General features: G+C 65.6%; 25 protein-coding genes. 10 read left to right on the top strand and 15 right to left on the bottom strand.

Annotation, left to right across the window (positions count from 1 at the left end):
• Window positions 1-14: 14 nt before the first annotated feature.
• On the bottom strand, window positions 15-2,594 hold the full coding sequence (gene lanKC, locus JOF56_RS23200; RefSeq protein ID WP_209641527.1) for a class III lanthionine synthetase LanKC: 2,580 nt from the start codon (window positions 2,592-2,594) through the stop codon (window positions 15-17).
• Window positions 2,595-2,949: 355 nt separating this feature from the next.
• Between lanKC and JOF56_RS23195 the strand changes: the two genes are divergently transcribed.
• From JOF56_RS23195 to JOF56_RS58135, 5 genes are all read left to right on the top strand, one after another.
• Window positions 2,950-3,315 carry a VOC family protein gene (locus JOF56_RS23195; RefSeq protein ID WP_209641525.1) on the top strand — a complete coding sequence of 122 codons (366 nt, stop codon included), beginning with the start codon at window positions 2,950-2,952 and terminating at the stop codon, window positions 3,313-3,315.
• A 9-nt stretch (window positions 3,316-3,324) separates the two neighbouring features.
• Window positions 3,325-3,816 (top strand): hypothetical protein, encoded by a 492-nt coding sequence (locus tag JOF56_RS23190; protein WP_209641523.1) that lies wholly within the window; start codon window positions 3,325-3,327, stop codon window positions 3,814-3,816.
• A gap of 77 nt (window positions 3,817-3,893) precedes the next feature.
• Entirely contained in the window at window positions 3,894-4,361 is a 468-nt protein-coding gene (locus tag JOF56_RS23185) for a MarR family winged helix-turn-helix transcriptional regulator (protein ID WP_209641521.1), read from the top strand.
• Complete coding sequence (locus JOF56_RS23180) at window positions 4,354-4,791, top strand: OsmC family peroxiredoxin (RefSeq protein WP_209641518.1); 438 nt, start codon at window positions 4,354-4,356, stop codon at window positions 4,789-4,791. Before JOF56_RS23185 ends, JOF56_RS23180 begins: the two co-directional genes overlap by 8 nt.
• Before the next feature lie 37 nt (window positions 4,792-4,828).
• Entirely contained in the window at window positions 4,829-7,102 is a 2,274-nt protein-coding gene (locus tag JOF56_RS58135) for an FAD-binding oxidoreductase (RefSeq protein ID WP_245378361.1), read from the top strand.
• Between the two features lie 79 nt (window positions 7,103-7,181).
• Here the strand turns inward: JOF56_RS58135 and pcaG are convergent, their stop codons facing one another.
• The 3 genes from pcaG to JOF56_RS23155 are packed head-to-tail and all read right to left on the bottom strand — an operon-like array spanning window position 7,182 to window position 9,597.
• Window positions 7,182-7,703, bottom strand: coding sequence for a protocatechuate 3,4-dioxygenase subunit alpha (gene pcaG, locus JOF56_RS23165; protein WP_209641514.1), 522 nt, complete (start codon window positions 7,701-7,703; stop codon window positions 7,182-7,184).
• Window positions 7,700-8,410 (bottom strand): protocatechuate 3,4-dioxygenase subunit beta, encoded by a 711-nt coding sequence (pcaH, locus tag JOF56_RS23160; protein WP_209641512.1) that lies wholly within the window; start codon window positions 8,408-8,410, stop codon window positions 7,700-7,702. Before pcaH ends, pcaG begins: the two co-directional genes overlap by 4 nt.
• 11 nt (window positions 8,411-8,421) lie before the next feature.
• Window positions 8,422-9,597, bottom strand: coding sequence for a 4-hydroxybenzoate 3-monooxygenase (locus JOF56_RS23155; protein ID WP_209641511.1), 1,176 nt, complete (start codon window positions 9,595-9,597; stop codon window positions 8,422-8,424).
• Between the two features lie 71 nt (window positions 9,598-9,668).
• On the opposite strand from JOF56_RS23155, the gene JOF56_RS23150 reads away from it, so the two are divergent.
• Entirely contained in the window at window positions 9,669-10,430 is a 762-nt protein-coding gene (locus JOF56_RS23150; RefSeq protein ID WP_209641509.1) for an IclR family transcriptional regulator, read from the top strand.
• Here JOF56_RS23150 and JOF56_RS23145 read toward each other — a convergent pair whose 3' ends face one another.
• Window positions 10,431-10,625: a hypothetical protein gene (locus JOF56_RS23145; protein ID WP_209641508.1), complete on the bottom strand. Its 195-nt coding sequence runs from the start codon at window positions 10,623-10,625 to the stop codon at window positions 10,431-10,433.
• A gap of 381 nt (window positions 10,626-11,006) precedes the next feature.
• Here JOF56_RS23145 and JOF56_RS23140 point away from each other — a divergent pair, with 381 nt between their 5' ends.
• From JOF56_RS23140 to JOF56_RS23125, 4 genes are read left to right on the top strand one after another with little or no spacing between them, the layout of a single operon-like run.
• Complete coding sequence (locus JOF56_RS23140; protein WP_209641506.1) at window positions 11,007-11,807, top strand: CoA transferase subunit A; 801 nt, start codon at window positions 11,007-11,009, stop codon at window positions 11,805-11,807.
• The gene (locus tag JOF56_RS23135; protein WP_209641504.1) at window positions 11,804-12,520 is read left to right on the top strand and encodes a CoA-transferase subunit beta; all 717 of its coding nucleotides are present in this window, start codon (window positions 11,804-11,806) and stop codon (window positions 12,518-12,520) included. The genes JOF56_RS23140 and JOF56_RS23135 overlap by 4 nt, the downstream gene beginning before the upstream one ends.
• A 5-nt stretch (window positions 12,521-12,525) precedes the next feature.
• Window positions 12,526-13,782, top strand: coding sequence for a 3-carboxy-cis,cis-muconate cycloisomerase (pcaB, locus tag JOF56_RS23130; RefSeq protein WP_209641502.1), 1,257 nt, complete (start codon window positions 12,526-12,528; stop codon window positions 13,780-13,782).
• Window positions 13,779-14,519, top strand: coding sequence for an IclR family transcriptional regulator domain-containing protein (locus JOF56_RS23125; RefSeq protein WP_209641500.1), 741 nt, complete (start codon window positions 13,779-13,781; stop codon window positions 14,517-14,519). Before pcaB ends, JOF56_RS23125 begins: the two co-directional genes overlap by 4 nt.
• On the opposite strand, the gene JOF56_RS23120 is transcribed toward JOF56_RS23125, so the two are convergent.
• The 10 genes from JOF56_RS23120 to JOF56_RS23075 are packed head-to-tail and all read right to left on the bottom strand — an operon-like array spanning window position 14,514 to window position 24,071.
• Window positions 14,514-14,996 carry a hypothetical protein gene (locus tag JOF56_RS23120; protein ID WP_209641498.1) on the bottom strand — a complete coding sequence of 161 codons (483 nt, stop codon included), beginning with the start codon at window positions 14,994-14,996 and terminating at the stop codon, window positions 14,514-14,516. The two genes, JOF56_RS23125 and JOF56_RS23120, sit on opposite strands and share 6 nt — an antisense overlap.
• On the bottom strand, window positions 14,993-15,481 hold the full coding sequence (locus JOF56_RS23115; RefSeq protein ID WP_209641496.1) for an Rv1363c family protein: 489 nt from the start codon (window positions 15,479-15,481) through the stop codon (window positions 14,993-14,995). The genes JOF56_RS23120 and JOF56_RS23115 overlap by 4 nt, the downstream gene beginning before the upstream one ends.
• Window positions 15,478-16,707, bottom strand: a complete 1,230-nt coding sequence (locus tag JOF56_RS23110) for an MCE family protein (protein ID WP_209641494.1) — start codon at window positions 16,705-16,707, stop codon at window positions 15,478-15,480. Before JOF56_RS23110 ends, JOF56_RS23115 begins: the two co-directional genes overlap by 4 nt.
• A complete protein-coding gene (locus JOF56_RS23105; RefSeq protein ID WP_209641492.1) occupies window positions 16,707-17,873 on the bottom strand; it encodes an MCE family protein in 1,167 nt (388 codons plus the stop codon). The genes JOF56_RS23110 and JOF56_RS23105 overlap by 1 nt, the downstream gene beginning before the upstream one ends.
• Window positions 17,870-19,048, bottom strand: a complete 1,179-nt coding sequence (locus JOF56_RS23100) for an MCE family protein (protein ID WP_209641489.1) — start codon at window positions 19,046-19,048, stop codon at window positions 17,870-17,872. Before JOF56_RS23100 ends, JOF56_RS23105 begins: the two co-directional genes overlap by 4 nt.
• Entirely contained in the window at window positions 19,045-20,076 is a 1,032-nt protein-coding gene (locus JOF56_RS23095; protein WP_209641488.1) for an MCE family protein, read from the bottom strand. The genes JOF56_RS23100 and JOF56_RS23095 overlap by 4 nt, the downstream gene beginning before the upstream one ends.
• Window positions 20,073-21,104: an MCE family protein gene (locus JOF56_RS23090; protein WP_209641486.1), complete on the bottom strand. Its 1,032-nt coding sequence runs from the start codon at window positions 21,102-21,104 to the stop codon at window positions 20,073-20,075. The genes JOF56_RS23095 and JOF56_RS23090 overlap by 4 nt, the downstream gene beginning before the upstream one ends.
• Window positions 21,101-22,420 (bottom strand): MCE family protein, encoded by a 1,320-nt coding sequence (locus JOF56_RS23085; protein WP_209641484.1) that lies wholly within the window; start codon window positions 22,418-22,420, stop codon window positions 21,101-21,103. Before JOF56_RS23085 ends, JOF56_RS23090 begins: the two co-directional genes overlap by 4 nt.
• A complete protein-coding gene (locus JOF56_RS23080) occupies window positions 22,417-23,277 on the bottom strand; it encodes an MlaE family ABC transporter permease (protein ID WP_209641483.1) in 861 nt (286 codons plus the stop codon). Before JOF56_RS23080 ends, JOF56_RS23085 begins: the two co-directional genes overlap by 4 nt.
• Window positions 23,277-24,071 (bottom strand): MlaE family ABC transporter permease, encoded by a 795-nt coding sequence (locus JOF56_RS23075; protein WP_209641480.1) that lies wholly within the window; start codon window positions 24,069-24,071, stop codon window positions 23,277-23,279. Before JOF56_RS23075 ends, JOF56_RS23080 begins: the two co-directional genes overlap by 1 nt.
• Between the last annotated feature and the right edge of the window lie 7 nt (window positions 24,072-24,078).

The following is a 24,078-nucleotide window of genomic DNA, read 5'->3' as shown; positions in this document are numbered from 1 at the left end:
CCTTGTCGGGGGTTTTACTGACCCACGCCGGTCGGCGCGGGGGTCTGTGGAGCCGTGCGACGCACAGGCGCCAGCAACGGCAGGTGAACTGGCCCGTCATGCAAGGCCACGCCCACTGCGAGCAGCACACCGGAGGTACCGGTGGCGAGGTCCATCGACAGCCGCATGAGAGCCGTCCCCGGGAACGCGAGCCCGCCGCCGTAAGGCAACGCGTGCCATGCGAGGTTGCGGATTTGATTTTCCACCAACGGGTCTGCTGCGGGCAGCCGCCCAGCCAAGTAAGCCAGAATACCCGCTCGGCCGGTGAACAAGCCGGGCAGAATGTACATTGTAGACTTGGCGGCCTGCTCTATGCCACGGTTCGACTCAGCGAACTGGTCATCGTGCCTACGCGCCAGGTACTCGTCGAGAACCATACCCAGACCGACACTGCCACCGTCAAGGTACGGCATGGTGCGCCAGCCCTCATTGATCTCGAGCACACCGTTTTCCCGCAGATAACAGCGCTTCAGGTCCTGCCGCAAAGCATTGGCAGCACAGTCAAGGAAGTTGGTGTCTCCCGTGTCATCGTACGCGCGCATCAACAGCAGCGCCTGCCCAGCGCGACCACGGAACAACCCGGCGTGCGGATGGATGCCGCCACTGATGCCGGAATCGCCTTCGTCATCGGGTCGTTCGGCGATCAGTTCCGCGGCCCGGTGCGCGGCCTTGCGCAACGCGGGTTCGCCTGTGCGATCGGCGAAATGCAGCAGGTTGAGCCCGATGCCGGCGATCCCGCCGAACAGGTCCGGCCCGAGCGCCTCCCACTTCTCCCGCAGGCATATGTCCAATGTGTCCAACGCCTGCTGCTGGTAGCCGAGGTGATCCATCGCGAACGCGGCGCCGTGCAGGCCGTCGTAGAGTCCGATCCGCGAACCGGACTTCGGGTTCGTGGCGCGGCTCACCAGCCAGGCGTCGAACTGTTCGGATCGATGGCCGCCGGTGACCGACAGGGCATAGAGGACACCGGCGGCACCGTAGGCGATTCCCAGTCCGCCGACGCCAAACTGCCTGGGATCACCGGGAAAGAGCCGGTCGTCGCGGTGTGGGGTGGCACTGGCGAGAATCGCACGGACCAGGTCGTCACGGGTCGTGTCCCAGTCGGCGGGGTCCGCCGAGATTCGCGGACTCGGTGTCGGCGGAGTGTCCGGTGGGACGATCACGTCGACACCCTTGGCCAGAAACTCACTGGAGACCGGGAAATGCTCAGCGATGATCTCGGCGAAGTGCCTGGCCTTGACCCGGTGCAGGCCGATCACGTTGGTCATCGGCAGGAACATCGCCAGCCGCAGGCACGCCAGAGCGTAGTTGTCGATACCGAAGCCGGTGACCGAGCGCGGGGCGGTGAACCCGGGGTTACCCAGACCAGGCCTGGTGGCCTCCTCGACCGGCGCGGCGACCTCGTAGTCGAGCAACGCGATCGTGTCGTCCGGCCGGACCATGATGTTGAACAGATGCAGGTCGCCGTAGACGATCCCCCGCTCGTGCACGGCCGCCATGGTGGCTTCGACCTGGCGATGGATGTTCAGCGCCCGGTCGGTGAAGGCGGCATAGTCGGCGGCGGTCGCGGACGGGTCGATCAACGGGTATTTCATGGTGATGGCCTTCGACAGCACATCCCCCTCGATGTACTCCATCGCCATGAACCGGTGCTCACCGACCCAGAACAGGTCGTAGACCTCAGGAATGCCAGGGATTCCGGCCAGCCGGCGCAAAGTGTTGTGCTCACGTTCAAGCCGCCGCACGGCGTCGTGGCCCTGCGCGTCGAGCCCAGCGTGCGGACGCGCTTCCTTGAGCACAATCTGTTTGCCGATCCGGGTATCCGTGCCGACGTAGATTCCGCCACCGTTGGAGAAGTGCACAACACTGTCGAAGGTGTACGGAAGACCTTGAACCGTAACGGAGTTACGCGCTTCGAGATGCGGTTTGAGGAAGTCCGGCAGTGTCACCCACGGCGGCGTGTAGAAGACAGGACCACGGCGATCGGCGACCAAAGTGCCGTCCGGCTCGGCGATCGCGTCGACCACCGTCCCAGTTTCATCCACTGTGTACCGATTGGCGAACGCTCCATAGCGGACATAGAGCGGGCCGTTGCCCCAGCGCAGATCACTGAGGATGTACGGGCTTTCCTCGCCGTCCAAAAGCTGTCCGAGCTCGGTCAGGATCCGCTCGCAATGGGTGTCGTCCATCGGGTAGATCGTGACGAGCTTGCCGCTGAAGCCGCGTGGCGCGTACTTCGAGACACGCGACAGCAGCGCGATCTCCGAGCGCAGGAACTTGAACTGGATACCGCGCGGTATGCAGTAGTCCCAGATCTTGTCGATCACGCGGCCGGCGTTGGACTGCGTCGCGGAAGCGTGGATCTTCCAGCCCTGCAGGGGCGTACCGTCGATCTGCGGGTTGAGTACGAACCAGTCGTCCTGCTCATACCGGAGCCACCCGTCGGGCAGCGTGCGGCTGGCAGCGGCGAACGATTCTCCAGCGGTCTGCTCGGAGTGCATCGCGTCGTAAAACGAAGGATCTGCCATGACGTAGGCCTCGTACTCTTCGTTCATGGCTGCAATCGTTCGTCAGCGGCTACCGGACTCGAAAGTGTGTTCCGTCATGAGCTCACGACGCGCATGTCACCAGCTATCGGTGCGTTTTTCACAACGGTCGATTCCGGGGCGTAACACCCCGATCATCCTGCGCGATGCCCTCTGTGACGAACGGGCTGGTCATCAAAGCCCCCCGTGGTGGCCATCCCGTTGTCACACGACACGAGCCTTCGGCGCGCGAAGCGTCTGTGGGTGAAAGTCTCGCGGCACGCGCGGCCGGGTACATCATCCCGGCCAGCGTGCCGGCGACCATGCCACCGGCCGTCGGCGCAATTCACGCGACATCACGACGGCGGCCTGACACCATCCGCTGATGCCTCGCCTTCGCGACATCGTCGTCGACTGCCGCCATCCCGCATCGCTGGCCCGGTTCTGGGCCGCCACGCTGGAGGACTACGAAATCGCGCCGTACGACGACGCCGAACTGGCCGAGCTGCGCGAGCAGGGAATCGACTCGCCGGACGACGATCCCCTGGTGCTGTTGATCCCGCTCGGCCACGGCCCGCGCATCTTCTTCCAGCTCGTGCCCGAGCCCAAGGTCGTCAAGAACCGCGTGCATCTCGACCTGGCCGGCGATTACACCGACCTGCTCCCGCTGGGCGCGACTCTCGTGGCCACACACCCGGATCATCGGGTGCTCGCCGATCCGGAGGGCAACGAATTCTGCGTTCTCCCTTAGCATGCGAGTATGGCGAGACGCTGGGCGGTCGCGGCAGGCCTGACGATCTTGTTGTCCGGCTGCGCAGGCACTGCCGAACCTGTCCGTCAACTGTCGGCCGCGTGCCCGTTTCTCGCCTCGCCAGAGGTGAATCTGTACCTCGACCCGGATCTGATCATGCTCGAGCAGCAGTCCGCGGACGACACCCTTTTCGGGTGCGATTTCAAGCGGGGCAACGATACCGTCGTCGCGTTCACCGTCGGCGAGATCGCGGCCAGGGGCCAGACGCCGACGGCGTTGATCAACTCCATCAGCCGGCGCGCCCGGGCACGGACGACAACGGCGATGCAGGGCCTTGGCGACGCCGCCGTGTACTACGAGCTTCAGCGGCGCCGGTTCGCGGTGCTGACTGTCGCCAAACAGGCGGGCTCCAACATCCGGGTGATCTCGGTGACCGCCCAGATGCCGTTCTCCCAGACCCGGCTCGCCGCCCTCGCGTCCATCGCGCTGGCGCGTCTGTAGCCGTCCCCGCCTTCCGGCTCGAAGCCCCCTCGACAGATACCTTGCACACGATGTAATCGCACGCTACGGTTCTCGGTATGACCTCACCGGATGCCAGTCACCTTCTCCTGGAGGAGCAGGCCTGTTTCGCGTTGTACGCGGCGTCCAGGGCGGTCACGGACGTGTACCGGCCGTTGCTGACCGAGCTGGACCTCACGTATCCGCAGTACCTCGTACTCCTGGTGCTGTGGGAGCGGGACGCCCGGCCGGTCAAGGAGATCGGTGCCGCGCTGCAACTCGACTACGGCACCGTGTCCCCGCTGCTCAAACGGCTGGAGACGCGTGGATTGGTGACGCGCCGGCGCCAGGCGGACGACGAGCGAAGCGTCGTGGTGAGCCTGACGCCCGAGGGGACCGCGCTGCGGGAACGTGCCGCCGCGATCCCGCCGGTGATCGGCTGCGCGCTCGGGCTCGACGACGAGGCCCGGCGCGGCCTGATCGAAGTGCTGCGTACGGTCACCCAGTCCGCCAGACGAACCTCGACTGAAGGAGAAACCCATGCCTAGCCGCGACGCGACCACCCACTGGGAAGGCGGACTGCAGAAGGGCGGCGGCACCGTCACCCTCGACTCGTCCAACGCCGGCCAGTTCCCGGTGTCCTTCCCGACCCGCGCCGGCAACCCGGAGGGCCAGACCAGCCCGGAGGAGCTGATCGCCGCCGCGCACTCGTCCTGCCTGGCGATGAACCTGTCCGGCACGCTTGAGGCGGCCGGCTACACGGCGAACTCCCTGGACGTCAGCGCCGAGGTCACCCTCGGCCCGGACCCCGCGGGCGGCTTCCAGATCAGCGGCATCGCGATCACGCTGACCGCCGAAGTGGACGGTCTGGACGCGGAGAAGTTCGCCGAGCTGGCGGCCACCGCCGAGCGCACCTGCCCGGTGACCAAGGCGTTGTCCGGCACGACCATCACTCTGGACGCCTCGCTCGCTGAGTGAACAGGCGCGTATGTCTGAGCCTGGTTAACGTCGAGCCATGACGTTGAGCCGTCGTGGTTTCTTGCAGGGTCTGGCAGTGGCGGGCGTCGGCGACCTGACGGCGGCGCCGGACTGGGAGAAGCTGCGCAAGCGGCTCACCGGGCCGTTGTACCTGCCACAGGACCAGGGATATCCCGAGGCGAAGCAAGGATTCTCCAAGCTCTACGACACACAGCGCCCGGCCGCGGTCGTGCGCTGTGCGCGTGTGGAGGACGTTCAGGCGTGCGTCGAGGTCGCGGCCACTTCGCGCACGCCGATCTCCGCCCGCAGCGGCGGCCACAGTTATGCCGGGTATTCGACCAGGGACAAGAGCCTTGTCGTGGACCTCGGCCGGATGGACACCATTGAGGTGAAGGCGGACGGCACCGCGGTCGTCGGCGCCGGTGCCCAGCTGATCGACATCTACGAAACCCTGGCACGCTCAGGTCGGATGCTGCCAGGCGGAACGTGCCCGTCCGTGGGCATCGGCAGACTGACCCTAGGCGGCGGAACTGGGATCACGGCCCGCAAACACGGGCTGACATGCGACCGGCTCTTGTCCGCTCGCGTGGTCACTTCCGATGGCCGTCTGCACACCGTCTCGGCTGCCGCGGAACCCGACCTGTTCTGGGCATTGCGTGGTGGCGGTGGCGGCAACTTCGGCATCGTCACCTCGTTTACGTTTCGCACCGCACCGGCAACCGACCTCACGCTCTTCGAAGTCGAATTCCCCGCTGCGGCCCTGGCCGGCCTGCTCGCCGGCTGGCAGGACTGGCACGCACAGGGCCCCGACGAGGCCTGGTCCGCGATCGGTGTGCCAGGCGACAAGCAAGCGACCGTTTGGGTCACGGGTTGCTACGCCGGCGTCGAGCAGGCCCTGCGGCCACTGCTCGACGATTTCGTCCGCCGGGTCGGCACCGCACCGTTGACGCGCCAGAGCAGGCAGTTCGGCCACATCGAAATGATGCGCTACTTCGCCGGCTGTTCGGACCTGACATCCCAGGAGTGCCGCCCGAACTGGAACGGCGACAACGGACAGCTGGACCGAGGGTCCTATGTGGCCACTTCCCGGATGATCACGAAACCGATGGTGAACCCGCAAGCCGTAGCGGATGTGTTGCGCAGTTCCCCAGGCCTCTACACCCTGATCGACAGCTTCGGCGGCGCCATCTCGCGCGTCCCCGTCGACGGCACGGCCTTCCCGCACCGCACAAGCCTGGCCGGGATGCAGATCATCCACCAGGTCGATGGCAACGAAACCGCTGCGCGCCAAGCCATCGGCCAAGTCCGCGACCAGATCGGCCGTGAGTTCGGCGAACACGGATACGTCAACTACATCGACCCGCAGATGCCCAACTGGGCCCAGGCCTACTACGGCCCCAACCTCCCGCGGCTGCGCCATCGCCAAACGCTACGACCCGAACCGGGTTTTCGCCTTCCCCCAAGGACTTTAGAGGCGGGACATGACGATCGCGCCCAGCGCGGCCAGTCTGTCACCGGAAAACGGTTTCACAGCGTCGAAGGAGATAAGCCGGAGATTGTTGGGACCGGATCGTTTGGCGGCGACGAGCACAGCGATGCCGGCTGTCTTCTCGTCGTACTGGATGGCCGCGTCACCGACACCGGCTATCGAGGTCGTCGGAACGCGGCTGCGGCGACCGATGGAGCCGACCAGACTCGCCGGGTCGACGCCGCGGGAGGGAAACTCACGCACGACGAAGTCGACCACGATCCTCTTGTTCCGGGTGTAGGAGCACGAGTACAGGGTCTCGTTGATCCCGCCGAAATTGTGCTCGACCGGAATCAGATCCGGGTCAAGATAGAACCCGGTCTGCAGAGACGTGAGCAGCCGGCATGCCCCCGTGATCCGCTCGACAGGCCCTCGCGGCGGCCCCGCACAGGCCGCCAGCAGCACAAGCCCAGCCGCCAGCACACCGGCCCACATCCGAGACATGCCCAGAGACTAGTGGTGCGAGAACGTCCCGGTTCACGCTGGACACGGCCGCCGGCCCCGAGATCCAGCCTACCGATGACCACCGACATCCAACCGGCGACGACACCCCCGCTGTGGACAACCGACCCCGAGCCTCCCACAGCCTATGTAGCCGGTACGGCGGAGCTGGTGCTTGCGCAGGAATCCCATACATACGAAGCCAGGCCTATGGCGGCCTCCGGCCCCCGGAATCCACGCTACCCGAAGGCATCGACAGTTTCGGCGGCTTGTGATCGTGGGGCTGCCTGGGCTGTGGACAGCCTGCGGGGTGTGGACAACTCCTGCAGTGAAGCCTGCTGACAACGCTGGATGTCAGACCTCACCGGTAGGCTGGAAATCGGGGGGCCGAGGGCCGTGATCGGCCGTCTGGAGCACGGCTCTAGACGTCGAAGAAGATTGTTTCGTCGGCTCCCTGCAGGCGGATGTCGAAGGTGTAGCCGTCTTCGGCCGGGGTTGCGATCAGGGTGTGCCGGCGTTCTGGGTCCACACTGGACAGGACTGGGTCGCTTGGGTCGTCGGTGAAGTAGATTCGGGTGACGACTCGGTGCAACAGGCCGCGAGCGAACACTGACACGTTGATGTGGGGCGCCTGGCCTGCAAGCGCGCCCGGCAGCAGGGTGAGAATCCAGTATGAACCGTCCGCCTCGGTCGGGCAGCGGCCGAAGGCGCGGAACTGTTTGCCGGGCGGGCCGTTCGGGTCGTCGGGGTGGTCGAAACGTCCGTCCGGATCTGCCTGCCAGGTCTCGATCAGGGCGTCCGGCACGGGTGCGCCCGCGCCGTCGTAGACCTTGCCGCTGATGCGGATCGCGCCGGGTGTGCCCTCCGGAACGACTGTCGGACCGTCTGGCCAGGGCAGTCCGATGGACAGGAATGGGCCGACGGTCTGGGACGGTGTGCTCATTCGTCATCCACCTCCGCTTCGAACGGGGTCGCCTCCTGGCCGCGCAGCACTATGTCGAACGAGTAGGCCAGAGCCCAGTTCGGCACGGTCCGCGACAGGTCGAATGACGAGATCATCCGGGCCCTGGCGACCGGGTCGGGTACCGAGTTGAAGATCGGGTCCTGGGCGAACAACGGGTCGTCCGGGAAGTACATCTGGGTGACCAGCCGTTGGGTGAACGATCGGCCGAACACCGAGAAGTGGATGTGCGCCGGCCGCCAGGCGTTGTCGTGGTTCTGCCATGGGTATGCGCCCGGCTTGATCGTCGTGAATGTGTATCGGCCTTCGGCGTCGGTCAGTGTGCGGCCGACGCCGTCGAAGTTCGGGTCGATCGGGCTGGGCCAACGGTCGCGCACATGGTTGTAGCGTCCGCCCGCGTTGGCCTGCCAGAGTTCGATGAGCGAGTTCGGCACCGGCCGGCCGTCGCCGTCGAGCAGGCGGCCGTGCACGATGATCCGTTGCCCCTGGGGTTCGCCCGCGTGCTGCACGGTCAGGTCGTTGTCGTTCGCCCCGAGCCTGCCTTCGCCGAGCAGCGGACCGGTGATCTCGGTCAGTTTCTGTGGCAGCAGAACCGGGCGTTGTAACGGATGCCGCAACGCAGTCGACTTGTAGCCCGGGCTGTCGAGTGGCGGGTGGGTCTCAGGCGGGTCGCTCAGATAACGGGGCAACTTGGATCCTCCTACGAGAACGGAAGGCCGACGTAGTTCTCAGCAAGGCTTGTCGCGGCGGCGACACTGGTCGCGGTGTAACGCAGTTGAGACAGCTGCAGCCTGTGCTGGAACGGATCAGCGCTGTAGTCGCGGTGCAGCATGGTGGTCATGAAGTACGAGAAGTGCTCGGCCCGCCACACCCGGCGCAGGCACGTGTCCGAATAGGACTCGACAGGATCGGTCCGCCCGTCGGTCAGCAAAGCCTTGAGGGCACGGGAAAGCGCCAGAACGTCCGCGACGGCGAGGTTCATCCCCTTGGCGCCGGTCGGTGGGACGATGTGCGCGGAGTCGCCCGCGAGGAACAACCGGCCGTGACGCATCGGCTCGACCACGAAACTGCGCATCGGTGAGAGCAGCCGTTCCACGATCGGGCCCTCGTGCAACTCGAAGTCGCCGTTGACGGCCAGGCGCGCGTGCAGTTCGTCCCAGATCCGCGCGTCAGACCAGTCGGCCAGCACGTCATTCGGGTCGACCTGCAGGTACAGCCGGGTCAGCTCCGGCGTGCGCATGCTGTGCAGCGCGAAGCCGCGCTCATGGTTGGTGTAGATCAGTTCCTCGTGCGACGGCGGCGCCTTGACCAAGACGCCGAGCCAGGCGAACGGGTACACGTGGTCGTACGTCCGCAGTATTCCGTCCGGAATGGACGGTCTGCTGACGCCGTGGAAACCGTCGCAACCCGCGATCACGTCCGCACGGAGTTCCTGCGTCGCGCCGGTCGAGTCCTTGAACGTGACACGCGGGCTGTCGCCGGTGACGTCGTGCAGTTCGACGTCGGAGACCTCGAAGTGAATCTCCGCTCCGGCCGCCAGTCTGGCCGCGATCAGGTCTTTTACGATCTCTTGCTGACCGTAAACGACGATTTCCCGGCCGGTCAGGTCGGTCAGCGCGATCCGGTGGTCCTCGCCGTCGAAGCGGAGGTTGATGCCGTGATGCGGCAGGCCCTCCTCCTCAAGCCGACCGGCCAGCCCGACCTCGCGGAGCAGTTCCACTGTCGGGTGCTCGCACACCCCGGCTCGCACGCGGCGCTCGACGTAGTCCCGGCTCCTGGTCTCCAGGACAACCGAATCGATCCCGTCCAGCCAGAGCAAATGGGACAGCAACAGGCCGGCCGGGCCGGCCCCCACAATGGCCACCTGAGTGCGCATGCCTCCAGGGTTACGGATAATCGCCACGTCAGCGACTCTGGTTTCCACTGGACGGAAGGCACACTTGGCACATGACAGCGCAATCGTCAGAGTCGGTGGCCAGCCGGGTCTTCCGGGTACTGGATGCCTTCAGCGAGACCAGGCCGGCGCTCAGCCTGTCCGAACTCAGCGCGACGACTGGGCTGCCCCTGAGCACGACCCATCGCCTGGTCGCCGAACTGACCGCGTGGGGCGGGCTCACCCGCGGCTCCGACGGCCGCTACCGGATCGGCCTGCGCCTGCTGGAGATCGGCTCGCTGTCGCCGGGCACCCTCAGCCTGCGGGAACGCGCCATGCCGTTCCTGGAGGACCTGTACTCGGCGACCCGCCAGAACGTGCAGCTGGCGGTCCGCGACGAGCTCGAAGCCGTCTACGTCGAACGCATCTCCGCACGTGGCGCGGTCAACGTGGTGACCAGGGTCGGCAGCCGGATGCCGCTGCACGCCACCGGCGTCGGCCTGATCCTGCTGGCCCACGCCGATGACGGCGTCCGCGACCGGATCTTCGGCGCGCCGCTGGAACGATTCACCGAGATGACGATCTCCGGCACGACCAGGCTGCGCGAGGTCCTCGCGGCCGCCCGCCGGGACGGCTACGTCATCAGCGACCGGCAGATCGAGATGATCACCCAGTCCATCGCGGCTCCCATCCGCGACGCGACCGATACCGTCATTGCCGCGCTGTCCATCGTGGTCCCCGTCGAGACGAACGCGCACACACTCGTCCCCGCGGTGAGAGCGGCAGGGCACGGCATCTCCCGGGCCATGGGCTGGCGCCCGCCGGCCCGGAAGTGATCAAGAAGCGACCAGGGCGTCCACGCACACGCATCCACCGGTGAGCTGGACGCACTCCAGCACCAGTTCATGCATGTCGACGTGCAGGTCTTCGCAGGTGATGTCGGTGCATTCGGCGGTGCCGTCACTGTGCACGACAAGGCTGCCGTGGCAGTGCTCGATCCCCCGGCTGCACAGAAGGCAATCGGTGACCATTCGGCCTTGCTACTACATCAGGGCAGCCGCCACCCACACGACACGCCGTTGCCGACGGTTCTCAGCGGCCGGATTCACCCTCGTCGTGGCCGATGAGCTCGTCGATGTCCCAATCGCCGAGCGCCTCACGGAGCTCGTCGAAGATCGGTGTCTCCCCTACCGTGACATTCATTGTCATGGTCCCCTCTCCCTTCACACAGCGTGCGCACGCGTTCCCCCACGAGACGCACACCTCTCACCCGTATGACGTAAAGCGGACGCGTTTCATTCCGGCCTTCTCCAGTGATCTACGTCGCATTTGCTGGTTTCGGTTCATCCTGCGAGGATGTTCGTAGTGCGAATTCTTGTTCGCATCCCGAACACGACTGGGATGGAGGCTCGATGGCCAGGATCGCAACGCTGGCCGAGGCGGTCGGAGAGCTGGTGCACGACGGCGACGTGGTCGCGCTCGAGGGCTTCACGCACCTGATCCCCTTCGCCGCCGGGCAGGAGATCATCCGGCAGGGCCGCCGCGACCTGACGCTGGTACGGATGACCCCCGATGTCATCTACGACCAGCTGATCGGCGCGGGCTGTGCGCGCAAGCTGATCTTCTCCTGGGGCGGCAACCCCGGCGTCGGCTCGCTGCACCGGTTCCGGGACGCCGTCCAGCACGCGTGGCCGGTGCCGCTGGAGATCGAGGAACACAGCCACGCCGGCATGGCCAACAGGTACGTCGCGGGCGCGTCCGGCCTGCCGTTCGCGGTTCTGCGCGGGTACACCGGCACTGACCTGCCGAAACACACCGACACCATCAAACCGATCACGTGCCCGTTCACCGGCGAGACGCTCACCGCGGTGCCCGCCTTGAACCCGGATGTCACTGTGATCCACGCGCAGCGCGCGGACCGTAAAGGCAACGTCCAACTCTGGGGCATCACCGGCGTACAGAAGGAGGCCGTGCTCGCGGCGAAGCGATCTCTCGTAACCGTCGAGGAGATCGTCGACACGCTTGAGCCGAGGCCGAACGCCGTGACACTGCCCGGCTGGGTGGTCACGATGGTCGCCGAGGTGCCGAAGGGCGCGCACCCCTCTTACGCACACGACTATTACGTAAGAGACAACGAGTACTACAAAGCCTGGGACGCCATCAGCCGGGACCGGGAAGAGTTCCAGCGCTGGCTCGGGGAGGTCGCCCGATGAGCTACACCACCGACGAGATGATGACCGTCGCCGCAGCTCGTGTGCTGCGTGATGGCGCGTCCTGCTTCGTGGGCATCGGGCTGCCGAGCACGGCGGCCAACCTCGCCCGTGCGACTCATGCGCCAGACCTGGTGCTCATTTACGAATCCGGCTGTATCGGTGCCAAGCCGACGTCGTTGCCACTGTCCATTGGCGACGGAATCCTGGCCGAGACGGCCGACTCGCTGGTGAGTGTGCCGGAGATCTTCAACTACTGGCTGCAGCCCGGCCGGATCGACGTCGGTTTCCTGGGCGCGGCCCAGCTCGACCGGTACGGCAACATCAACACCACCGTGATCGGGGACTACGCCGATCCGAAGGTCCGGCTGCCCGGCGCGGGCGGCGCACCGGAGATCGCGGCCTCCTGCAAACAAGTCGTGATCATCGTCCGGCAGAGCAGGCGCACGTTCTTCGACCGGCTGGACTTCGTCACGTCGGTCGGCCAGGGCGACCGGTCCACCTTCTCCGGCGCAGGCCCGCAGACGATCATCACCGACCTCGGCATCCTGCGCCCGGTCGACGGCGAGTTCACGCTGACCCAGGTCCACCCGGGCATCGAGGCCGCGCAAGCGGTCGAGGCGACCGGCTGGCCGTTGCAGGTCTCGCCCGATCTGACCGTGACACCGGCGCCCACCGACGAGGAGCTCGCAGCACTGCGGAAGCTGGCAGGATAGGCGCCGTGTTCGAAGGACTGTTCGGCGAACGGGTCAGTGACCGGGCCTGGCTCGCGGCGCTGCTCGCCGCCGAGCAGGCCTTGGCCATCGCGCTGAGCAAGGCCTGGGTGATCCCGCGGGAGGCGGCCGCGGAGATCGCCCGGCACTGCTCCGCCGACGGTTTCGACCCAGCCGAGATCGGGCGTCTTGCGGTGAAGTCCGGCAATCCGGTGGTTGCTTTGGTCCGGCAGCTCACCGCGAAGGTGCCTGACGAGTCGGCCCAATATGTCCACTTTGGAGCAACCAGCCAGGACATCATGGACACTGCGGCCGCTCTCATCGCCAAGGATGCGGTCTCGTCGATCCTTTCCGATGTGACGGCCGCGGCTGGTCATTGCGCCCGGCTCGCCGACGAACACCGCGACACCGTGATGATCGGCCGGACGCTGATGCAGCATGCCGTGCCGACGAGCTTCGGGCTCAAGTGCGCTGGATGGCTCGTCGCGCTGGACGAGGCCACGGCGAACCTTCGGCAGGTCAAGCTGGAGGCGCAGCTGGGTGGCGCGGTGGGAACGTTGGCTTTCGTCGACATTCCTCAGGTCGTGACCTTCTACGCCGGGGAACTCGGTCTCGCTGAACCGAAGATCCCTTGGCACACCAACCGGACCAGGTTCGCCGAGCTGGCCTGCGCGCTCGGCGTGCTGGCCGGGGTGTTCGGCAAGATCGCGCAGGACGTGACACTGCTCGCGCAGACCGAGGTCGGCGAGGTCGCCGAGTCTTCGGGTGGCGGGTCCTCGACCATGCCGCACAAGCAGAATCCGGTGCGGTCCGTGCTGATCACCGCTGCTGTCAAACAGATCCCAGGTCTGGTCTCGACCATGCTCGCCGCGATGCCCCAGGAACACGAGCGCGCGGCCGGCAGCTGGCATGCCGAATGGGAAACACTGAATTCACTGTTCAGTCTGACCCGCGGTGCGGCGGCACGACTGGCGGATCTGCTCGGCGGGCTGCGTGTGGACAAGGATCGCATGCGCGCCAACGTCGACATGACCGACGGCCTCGTGATGGCCGAGGCCGTGGTCAGCGCGCTCGCCAAGGAAATCGGCCGAGCCAAGGCCGGCGACCTGATCTGCGAGCTCACCAAGTCGGGAAAACCGTTCCGGCAGGCACTGATCGACGCTCCCGGGATCAACTGGTCCGAAGAGGACGTCGACCGAGCGCTGGATCCGGCTAAATACCTGGGTTGTTCGGCGGACTTCATCGACAGGGCGCTGGGGCGATGAGCGACTTCGTCCAGTCACTGGAACGCGGACTCGCCGTGATCCGCGCGTTCGACGCGGAGAACCCCGAACTCACCCTCAGCGACGTCGCCAGGATCGCCGGCCTGACCCGTGCGGCCGCGCGCCGATTCCTGATCACACTCGTCGAACTCGGCTATGTGCGCACCGACGGCAAGCTGTTCGCGCTCCGCCCCAAGGTCCTCGAACTGGGCTTCTCCTACCTGTCCAGCCTCGGCCTGCCCGACGTCGCCGGTCCGCACCTGGAAAAACTGGCCGCCGAGGTCCACGAGTCATGCTCGGTGTCCGTCCTGGACGGCACGGAGATCGTCTACGTCGCCCGCGTCCCCACCAAACGGATCATGAAAGTCATGATCGAGATCGGGACCCGGTTCCCGGCCCACGCCGCCTCGATGGGCCGCGTCATGCTCGCCGCCCACTCCGACGCCTGGCTGGACGACTACCTCCGCAGGACTCCCCTGACAGCCATGACCGACCGCACGATCACCGACCCGGCCGAGTTCAAGGCCGAACTCATCCGGATCCGCACCCAGGGCTGGGCCATGGTCGACGAGGAACTGGAGAAAGGCCTTCGCTCGATCGCGGTCCCCATCAAGGGCAAAATCCTCGCTGCGGTCAACATCTCGACCCACGTCAGCCGCAGCCTCGAGAGCACGCACACCGAACTGCTCCCGGCCCTGCTGAACACCGCCGCCGCGATCGCCGCCGACCTGCCTTCATAGAAACCGGATGTCCGCGATCTTCCACGCGCTGCCGGACTTCACCGCGGTCACCAGGAGCTGGGCGGCACCGGATTCGTGTTTGTCGCCCTGGATGATCTGCCGGTCGACGAACACCAGCAGTCGCGCCGAATCTCCGCGTAGTTCGACCACGCCGATTGACCGGACCGCGGTCGTCAGCACCTGTTTGGTCTCGGCGGCGTGTTTCCTGGCGGCTTCGAACTGGGTGTTGTACTGCTCGATGGCCGCGCCGGTCAGAACGTCCTGAGCCGCAACGGATGTCTGGTCGATACGGGCCGGGTCGTAGGAGAACACTGTTCGAAGCGCGCGGCCGACCTGGTCGGTCACCGCGTTGGTGCCCGGGACATCGACCAAGGCCGTGTTCTCCGGGCCGGGTGACCGGGTGACTGAGAACCACACGGCGAGGCAGACAAAGAGGACGATCACCCCGGCGAGCACGCCTGACGTGGTGGGCTTCATGTGCCGACCACCTCCAGCGCACTCACTTTCCAGCCAGCGTCGGTTCTGGCGAGGTCGACGTCCATCCGGCTGACCTTGGGCGGTTGCTGTGTGCCGTTCTGGCTCACCGTGATCTCCACTGCGGTGATCACATTGGCGGTCCCGTTGTACGTGTTCAGGTTCGTCACCGCGGCGGTGACAACACGAGCCTTCGCAACGGTCTTGGCGGCCAGTGTGGTCTGACGGTCGCTCTCCCGGTTGCGTAGCAGACGTTCGAGCAGCGGTCCGGTCGCGGCCTCGCGCCAACGGTCGAAGTCGGCGTCGAGGGTCTGAAAGTCCACAGTGTTCAACTCGACGACCTGACGTTCCCCGACCGCAAGCACATTGTCACGCTGGGAGGCCAAATCAGCCGCACCAGAATCGGACGAACTCCACCAGCGCCAGCCCGTGAAGCCCGCGGCGGCCACAGCCAGCACAGCGAGAACAACCAGCACTCGGACAATCATCCCGGCAAACCTAGCAATTGGCCGATGCTGTGCAAACCAGCACCGCCGTTGCTCAGGCCCAACACGCCTGGCATCTGTGTGGCAGGAGGAGTCGCGTTCCCGCCAGGCGGGACCTGCTTGGGCACGCCGGCGAACGGTGCGTTCTGCGAGCCTCGCACGCCGATCGGGCTGTTCGGCGGCTCAGCGCAGTAGGCGTTGCGGTTCACCGGGGCCGGATCGGTCTGGCTGGCGTTGCGCTGCTTTGTGCCCTCGTAGCCCCTGGTGCATGGCGGCGGATCGAAGAAGTTCAGCATGATCCCGAGGTGGCCGGTGCCGTCCGGCGCGGTGCTCGGGGTGAACGCGGTGATCACCGGGTAGGCGACCAGGAACTGCTCGATCGCGGCGGTCCTGCTGGTGGTGATCGTGGTTGTGGTCAGCAGGTTCGCGAACACCACGCCGAGGTCCGGCCCCGAGGTGCGCAGGATGTCCACCACCTGGTCGGCGACACCGGGCGTGACCTCGATCAGCTTGCGCAGGTCCGGGTCGGACGTCTTGAGCTGCTCGGACAGCTTGCGCAGCCCGCTGGAGAACGTGATCAACTGCTTGGCGTCCGCCTGCTGACGCTCCAGGACCGTGCGGCCCGTGCTCAGCAACCCGGTCGTCTGCGGCAGATACCGCGTCGCGGTCGACGTGAACTGGCCCGCCGAGTCCAGCAGCAACTGCAGATCCTGACCGGTCCCGGCAAATGCCGCATTCAACTCGTCCACCACGGTACGCAACGAATCCGCCGGCACGCTGCGAACGAAACCATCCAAGTTGGACAGAACAGTCTCGGCGGCAGGCGGAATACTCGTCCGTTCGCGGGGAATCACCGACCCAGCAGCGAGGTACGGGCCACGATCGCTGCTCGGCTGCAGATCGACGTACTGCTCGCCGATAGCCGACCGGTTGGCCACCACCGCCTTGGCATCAGCCGGAATCTGCTGCGAAGTCTCCATGACCAGCTCGACATCGACGCCGTCCGAGGCCAGGTTCAACTCACCCACCCGGCCGACGGTCACGCCCCGGTACGTCACCTCGGCGTTGGTGAAGATCCCGCCCGAGTCGGCCAGCCGAACCGTGACCGTGTAACCACTCGCACCGAAGAACCGGTCCAGACCAGCGTACCGAGCGCCCGCATAGGTGACCGCGACGACCGCGATCAGCACGAACACGGCGACACGGAGTTTGATCCCACGGGTCAGCATCAGCCGCCTCCCAGCAACGTCCCGAGCAACCCGCCCAGCGGCGACTGGCCAGGTGCGGGAGTGGCGTTCTTCGGGAGCAGGTCAGGCAGGATCGGGACGGGGATCGGCAGCGGAATCGGGCCGGTGTTGTTGCCGTACGGCTGTCCCGGCGGCGCCAGTATCGTCTGGCCGGAGTTGCTCAGATTATTGATCATCTCGCTGAAGTCCAGGCTCAGCTTGGCGTCCACGTTGAAGTAGTCACCACGGACCGCGTTGAGCGCGTAGGACGGATACGGATACGTGACCAGGTATTCCAGCGCCGCCGGCAAGCTGTCACCGGTCTCGACCAGCTTGCGCAGAGTCGGCTCGAGCAGCTTCAGGTCCGCGACCAGATCGGCCTTGCTCTTGTTGATCGTGTCCACGGCGACTCCGGACAACGAGTCCAAAGCACGCAACATGGCCACGAGCTGACCACGTTGCTCTTCCAGAACCTTCAATCCGGGGGCCAAGTTGTCGAGTGCGTTGGTCAGGTTCCCAGTCTGGCTGACCAGCGTGCCGGAAAGCCGGTTCAACCCGTCGATCGCCCGTACGATCGCATCCCGCTGACCATCCAGAGTCGACACAACGGTGCTGACATTGGACAGCAGCTCGCGGATCTGTGTCTCGTTGCCGGACAACGCGTTGTTCAGCTCGCCGACGATGTTGTGCAACTGGCCGACACCGCCGCCGTTGAGCAACATCGAGAGCGCGCCCAGCACCTCCTCGACTTCCGGGTTCCGGTTCGTCCGGCTCAACGGCACGACCGCCCCGTCACCCAGCCGCCCCTGCGGCTGTTCACCGGCCGGCTGCCGGAGCTGAACGTACTTCTCCCCCAGCAGGCTCGACTGGCGCAGATCCGCGCCCGCGTTGGCGGGCAACGCGACCGCGCCGTTGACGATCAGTGTCACCAGCGCCATCTTGTTGTCCGGCGTGAGTTCGATCTTCGACACCCGGCCGACCGAGACGTCGTTGACCTTGACGCTGGCCTGCGGCACCAGATCCAGCACGTCCCCGAACTGAGCGGTGACCTGGTACGGACGCTCGCCGACATCCGCACCGCCGGGCAGCGGCGTGTTGTAGAGCCCGCCGAACCCGCCCACGCTGCATCCGGAGAGCAGCAGGAGCAAGACGAGTGCGGCGCGTTTCATTTGCGCATCACCTCGAGCAGCGGCACCGGCAACGGCGGCAATGTGCCTTGCTGCAAGGATTGCAGCGTCTCGGCGACGGTCGGCAGCTTCAGCGTCCCGTCCAGCACAGGAGCGAGCTTCTTGCAGATGTCGGTCAGGGTCTGCGGTACGGCCTTGGGCGTGCCCTGCTCGATCAGCCGGCAGACCATCAGGATCGGCGGGTGCGTGAACTCGTTCAGGTCCGCACGAACCCCGATCGTTCCTGACGCGGCGTCATACGAGTTGATCAGGTTCGTGGCACCGACCGGTGCGACATCCAGGATCTCCGCGATCGCCGCGCGCTGGTCGACCAGAGCCTTGGTGACTCCGGTCAGCTTCTGCACGTTCGACGCCAGCAGGTCCTTGTTCTCACCGACGAACGACTTCACGTCACCCAAGGCGACTGCCAGTGAGCTCAGCGCGTCGGCGACTTCCTGCCGGTCGTCGGCCAGGAACGTGCTGACATCGGCCAGCCGCCCATAGAAGTCGTGTACCGCACTGTCGCTTTTGGCCAGTGCGTCGGTGAACTTGCCCAGGCTGTCCACTGTGGCGAAGAGGTCGTCCTTCGAGTTCGACAACGTGTCAGCGGCGGCGGCCAACTGCTTGACCGTGTCGTTGAGGTCCTGCCCGTTGCCTTTCAGTGTCCCGCTCAGTGAGTCGAGCAGATCGGACACAGCGCCGTCGGCGTTGGCGCCGTTCGGTCCGAGTCCAGTGGTCAGCTTGTTCAAGCTCGCGTACAAGTCGTCCAGCTCAACGGGCGACGCGGTCTGCTCGCGCGAAATCACCGCGCCAGAAGCCATCACCGGACCGCTGGTGTACGCCGGAGCAAGCTGGATATACCGATCGCTGACCAGAGAAGGCGCGACGATCACCGCACGCGCCGCAGCCGGGATCTGCACGCCGTTGTCCAGGAGCATGTCGACCTTGACGAGTTCGCCCTGCGGCTGCACGTCGGTGATCGTGCCGACCGGCACGCCCAGAACACGTACGGCTGATCCAGAGTAGACACCGACGGTCTTGTCGAAGTACGCCGCCACCCGCAAACCACTCGGCGTCCGCAGCACCCACCACAGTCCGCCCGCGAGCAGAAGCCCCAGCACGCAAGCGATTGCGACCCGGCGGGCGATATCGAGCCGGCCCTGTGTCCGGATGGTCATCGGCCACCTCCCGAGATCGGCGGCAGGCAGCCGTCCGGATTGATCGTCAGACCGTTGGTCTTGCCTGGCCCAAGATTGATGTACGGCGGCAACAGCCCGCACAGATAGCCCTCGAACCAGCGGCCGTTGCCCGTGGTGTTGGTCGAGATCCGCACGAACGGCGCCAACGCGGCCAGCCCGCGGCTCAAGTTGTCCTGGTTTCGTTGCAGCAGCGACGTCACCTTGTCCAATTGCTGCAACGCGGGCTGCAACTGTGCCTTGTTGTCCGCGACCAGGCCACGCAGTTCGGCGGCGAGATCCTTGGTTCCCTTCAGCAGCTGGTTGATCGCGTCCTTGCGGCGCTGGATCTCGGCCAGCAGCAGGTTTCCGTCCGCGATCAGCTTGGTGATCTGGTCGTTTCGGCTTGCCAGGGTCTTGGAGACCTGGCTGGTGTTGCTGAGCAGCGACGCCAGCGCCTGATCACGAGTGGAGATCGTCTTGGAGAGTGCCGAAAGCCCTTCCAGGGCGCCTTTCATGTGCTGGGGTGTGTCCTTGAACGTGTCCGCCACGACCTGGAAGCTCTCGGCGAGCTTGCCGGTGTCGATCCCGTCGACGGTCGTGCTCAGCTCGCCCAGTGCCGCGTTGACGTCGAACGGTGTTGTCGTTCTGGCGCGTGGAATCGGCGAACCTGGATCCTGCGCGCCGCCACCGGACGGCTCCAGTGCGAGGAACTTCTCGCCCAGCAGGGTCTTGATGCCGATCGCGGCCTTGGTCTGATCGCCCAGCCGGACGTCCTGGACCTTGAACCTCACCCGGACCTGGTCGCCGGCCAGTGCCACAGTGGACACCTCGCCGACCTTCACGCCCGCGATCTGCACCTCGTTGCCGTCGGCCAGCCCACTCGCGTCGCTGAAGTACGCCGAGTACGTCGTTCCCGTTCCGATGATCGGTAGATCGTCGGAGAAGAACACCGCCAGAGTGGAGAGCACCAGAATCGCTAGAGTGGCAGCGCCGACGGTAGCTTGGTTGCGTTCCTTGAGAGGTTTCATGGTCCACACCTCTCCGGCATCTGGGTCGACGGCACCGGAAGCAGGCTGAGCTGCAGGTTCAACGCCGATACCCCTACGGTTCCGGACATCCGGCAGAGGTAGAAGTTGAGCCAGCTGCCATAGCTGACCGTACGGGTGAACGTATCCGCCCGGTTCTCCAGGCCCTTGAGCATCCCGTCGAGCAGCGGCTCCTGCTTGTTCAACGTCTCGGCCAACGGCCCGAGCAACGCGATATCCTGTTTCAGCGACGGCCTCGCCTGTTCCAGCAGGCCGGCAGTGGTACTGGTCAGATCGCCCAGCGCGGAGACCGCCTCACCGATCGGCTCCCGGTCGCTCGCCAGGCCGGAGACCAGCTGCTGCAGGCTGAGAATCAGGTCGGACACCTCGTTGCCCCGCCCGTTCACGGTGCCGAGCACGGTGTTGAGGTTGTTGATCAGATCACCGATCACCTTGTCACGGCCGGCGATAGTGGACGTCAGCGTCGCGGTGTGCTGCAGGATGCTGTCCACCGTGCCGCCTTCGCCTTGCAACACCTGGACTATCTCGAACGCGAGCTTGTTCACGTCTTCCGGCTTGAGCGCCTGGAACAGCGGTTTGAAGCCGTTGAACAGGACTGTCAGGTTCAATGCGGGCCTGGTGCGCTCGACCGGGATGGTGTCGCCGGGTTTCAGCAGGTCCGCGCTTCCGATACCGGTCCCGAGTGCGAGATAACGCTGGCCGACGAGGTTGCGGTACTTGACCGTGGCCGTCGCTGAGGCGGGCAGTCTGCGGCCCGCGTCCATGTCGAACCTGACCTCGGCGAACCGGTCCTCAACCACGGCCAGTGAATCGACCGTGCCGACCTTCACGCCGAGAATCCGGACGTCGTCGCCGACCTTGAGCCCGGACGCGTCGGCAAATCGGGCTCGATAAGCCGAGGTCCCGCCGAAGTTGCTGTTGGCGATGGTCGCGCCGAGCAACGCGGTCAGCGTGACGGTGATGATCGCGAAGATCGCCATCTTGATGATCGGTCCGGTGACGCTCCTCATTCGACGGTCACCTCCGCTCCCCGGTAGACCGGCGCGAGCAGGAAGCTTGTCCATGCCGGCACCTCGTCCGGCGATACGCCAAGCCTGGGCGCGACCAGTACGGATACCAGCTCCAGCTCTGACATCGAGTTCTCGATGCCGGCCGACTGCGGTGAGGTCGACCCGGGGATGATCTGTGTGCCGCTGGTCTGCTTGGGCGGCGGCGGTTTGACCGAGCCGTCCTTGATCGCGCCACCCGGCGGGTACTGCGGGAAGATCGGAACCTGTTCGTAGCAACGCGGTCCGCGTTTGTCGTCGAACCGGGGAGTGTCCACTCCGGGCAGATACTTGCCGCGATTTCCGGTGAACTCCAGGGTCACCCGCATCATGTTCGGGTGCGCTTGTCCTTTGCCGAAGGCCGCTTCAGCCGCGGGAACGCGTTCGGCGATCTGCTTGAGCATGCACGGGTACTCCGGCGCGTACTTGGCCAGTACGTCAAGCGTCGGGCGGGACGTGACCACCAGGTTGATCAGGTTGTTCTTGTTGACCTGGAAGAAGTTCCCCAAGTCGACGGACGCGTTGGTCAACGAGCCGAAGAGAGTCGAAAGGTTGGTGCGTTCGTCCACTACGGTCCTGGTCGTGGTGGTCAGGTCGGACAACGCCTGCAGGATGTCCGGCGCGGCCTGGTTGAACGTGTCCGACACCGAGCCGAGCGCCTTGATGTCGGCGGTGAGGTCCGGCAGGAACGGGTTGATCTGCTTGAGGTAGCCGTTGAGCTGGACCAGGGTCTCGCCGAGCTGCTTGCCCCGGCCGTCGAGCGCGGTGGACAACGAGTTCAACGTCATCGCCAGCTTCTCCGGCTGCACGGCCTGCAGCACGGGCATCACGTCGTTGAGCACCCGTTCCAGCTCGATGGCCACCGAGCTGCGGTCCTGTGGGATCACAGAACCTTCAACGAGCCGGCGCGTCTCAGGCTGCGGTGGTAGCTGCAAAGCGACATAACGCTCGCCGAACAAGGTCTTGGGCAGCAGTCGTGCGGAGACGTTGGCCGGGATGACATCGACCTTGTCCGGCTGCAGCGCAAGATCGAGTACCGCGTGGTCACCCGTGGCCCGGATGGCCCGGACCTCGCCGACGATCATGCCGCGAACCTTGACGTCGGCGCCTTCCCGCATCTGGTTGCCGACATGATCGGTCTCCAGGCTGACCATCACCACCGGCGTGAACGCCTTGCGATACCCGGCGATCGTCAATACCAGAAACAGCGCGATCACCACCAGGAACACCAGGCCGAACAGATGGTATTTGATGCGTGTCAACACTTTTGGCAAGATCATCCGGATATCCGAACGGTGGTGGTCGATCCCCAGATCGCCAGGCTGAGGAAGAAGTCCAAGATGGACAGCATCACGATCGCCGCGCGCACGGCCCGGCCGACGGCCACGCCGACGCCTGCAGGCCCGCCGGACGCGGTGTAGCCGTAGTAGCAATGGGTCAGGATCACCACGACGCTGAACACGACCACTTTGAGGAACGACCAGAGCACGTCCTCAGGCGGCAGGAACAGATGGAAGTAGTGATCGTACGTGCCGGCGGATTGGCCGTAGAAGTAGACAGTGACCGCGCGAGAGGCCAGATAGGACGACAGGAGGCCGACTGCGTACAGTGGAATCACCGCTGCGATTCCGGCCAGGACACGGGTTGTGACGAGGTACGGCATGCTCGGCACGGCCATGGTCTCCAGCGCGTCGATCTCCTCGGAAATCCGCATCGCACCGAGCTGAGCGGTGAATCCGCATCCGACAGTCGCCGACAACGCCAGCCCAGCCGATAGCGGCGCCACCTCACGGGTGTTGAAGTACGCCGACAGGAAGCCGGTCAGCGCGCCGGTCCCGAGCTGGTTGAGCGAGGAATATCCTTGCAGGCCAACGATTGTGCCGGTGAAGAACGTCATCCCGACCATCACGCCGAGGGTGCCGCCGATCACCGCGAGCGCCCCGGTACCGAAGCTGACCTCGGTCAGCAGCCGGAGCACCTCCTTGGCGTAACGCCGGATCGTGCGAGGCGCCCACAGCAAGGCCCTGACATAGAAGGACAGCTGCCTGCCGAGCCGCTCCAGCCCGTTGAACGGCCGTGCGGCGAGATCCACGATCGCCGCGCGGGGCTCCTGGTCTCGTGGTTTCAGCGCCGTCATCACAGGCCCTTCGAGGGCACGATCTGCAGATAGATCCCGGTCAGCACGACGTTGATCAAGAACAGCAGCAGGAACGTGATCACCACGGCCTGGTTGACCGCGTCGCCGACGCCCTTCGGCCCGGCCGCGGGATTGAGCCCCCGGTAGGCGGCCACGACCCCGGCGACAAAACCGTACAGCAGCGCCTTGATCTCGCTGATCCAGAGGTCCGGCAGCTGCGCGAGGGCGTTGAAACTGGCCAGGTAGGCGCCTGGCGTACCGCCTTGCATGATCACGTTGAAGAAGTAGCCGCCCATCGTGCCGACCACGCTGACCAGGCCGTTGAGCAGAACGGCGACAACCATCGCGGCCAGTACACGCGGCACGATCAGCCGTTGTACCGGCGAGACTCCTAGCACTTCCATGGCGTCGATCTCTTCGCGGATCTTGCGGGCGCCGATGTCCGCGCACACCGCCGATCCACCCGCTCCGGCCACCAGAAGTGCTGTGATCAGCGGACTTGCCTGCTGCACGATGGCCAGCGCACTGGCCGCGCCGGTGAACGACTGGGCACCGATTTGTTGCGTCAACGAACCCAGCTGCAACGCGATCACCGCACCGAACGGGATCGCGACCAGTGCCGTCGGCAGAATCGTGACGCTGGCGAAGAACCAGCACTGCTGGATGAACTCGCGGAACTGGAAGGGCCGTCGGGGAATGGCCCTGAGTACCTCCCAGGCGAGCGTCGAGATCCGCCCCACCTGGCGCAGCGCGGCCACGCCAGGCGTCTTGGACCTCTTTGTGGTGGGGCTCATAAGCGTG

Origin of the sequence: Kibdelosporangium banguiense, assembly GCF_017876405.1 — a bacterium.
In the GTDB taxonomy this organism is placed as follows: Bacteria; Actinomycetota; Actinomycetes; order Mycobacteriales; family Pseudonocardiaceae; genus Kibdelosporangium; species Kibdelosporangium banguiense.
Note: the sequence above shows the minus strand (reverse complement) of the source record. Positions and strands in the feature narration are given on the sequence as shown.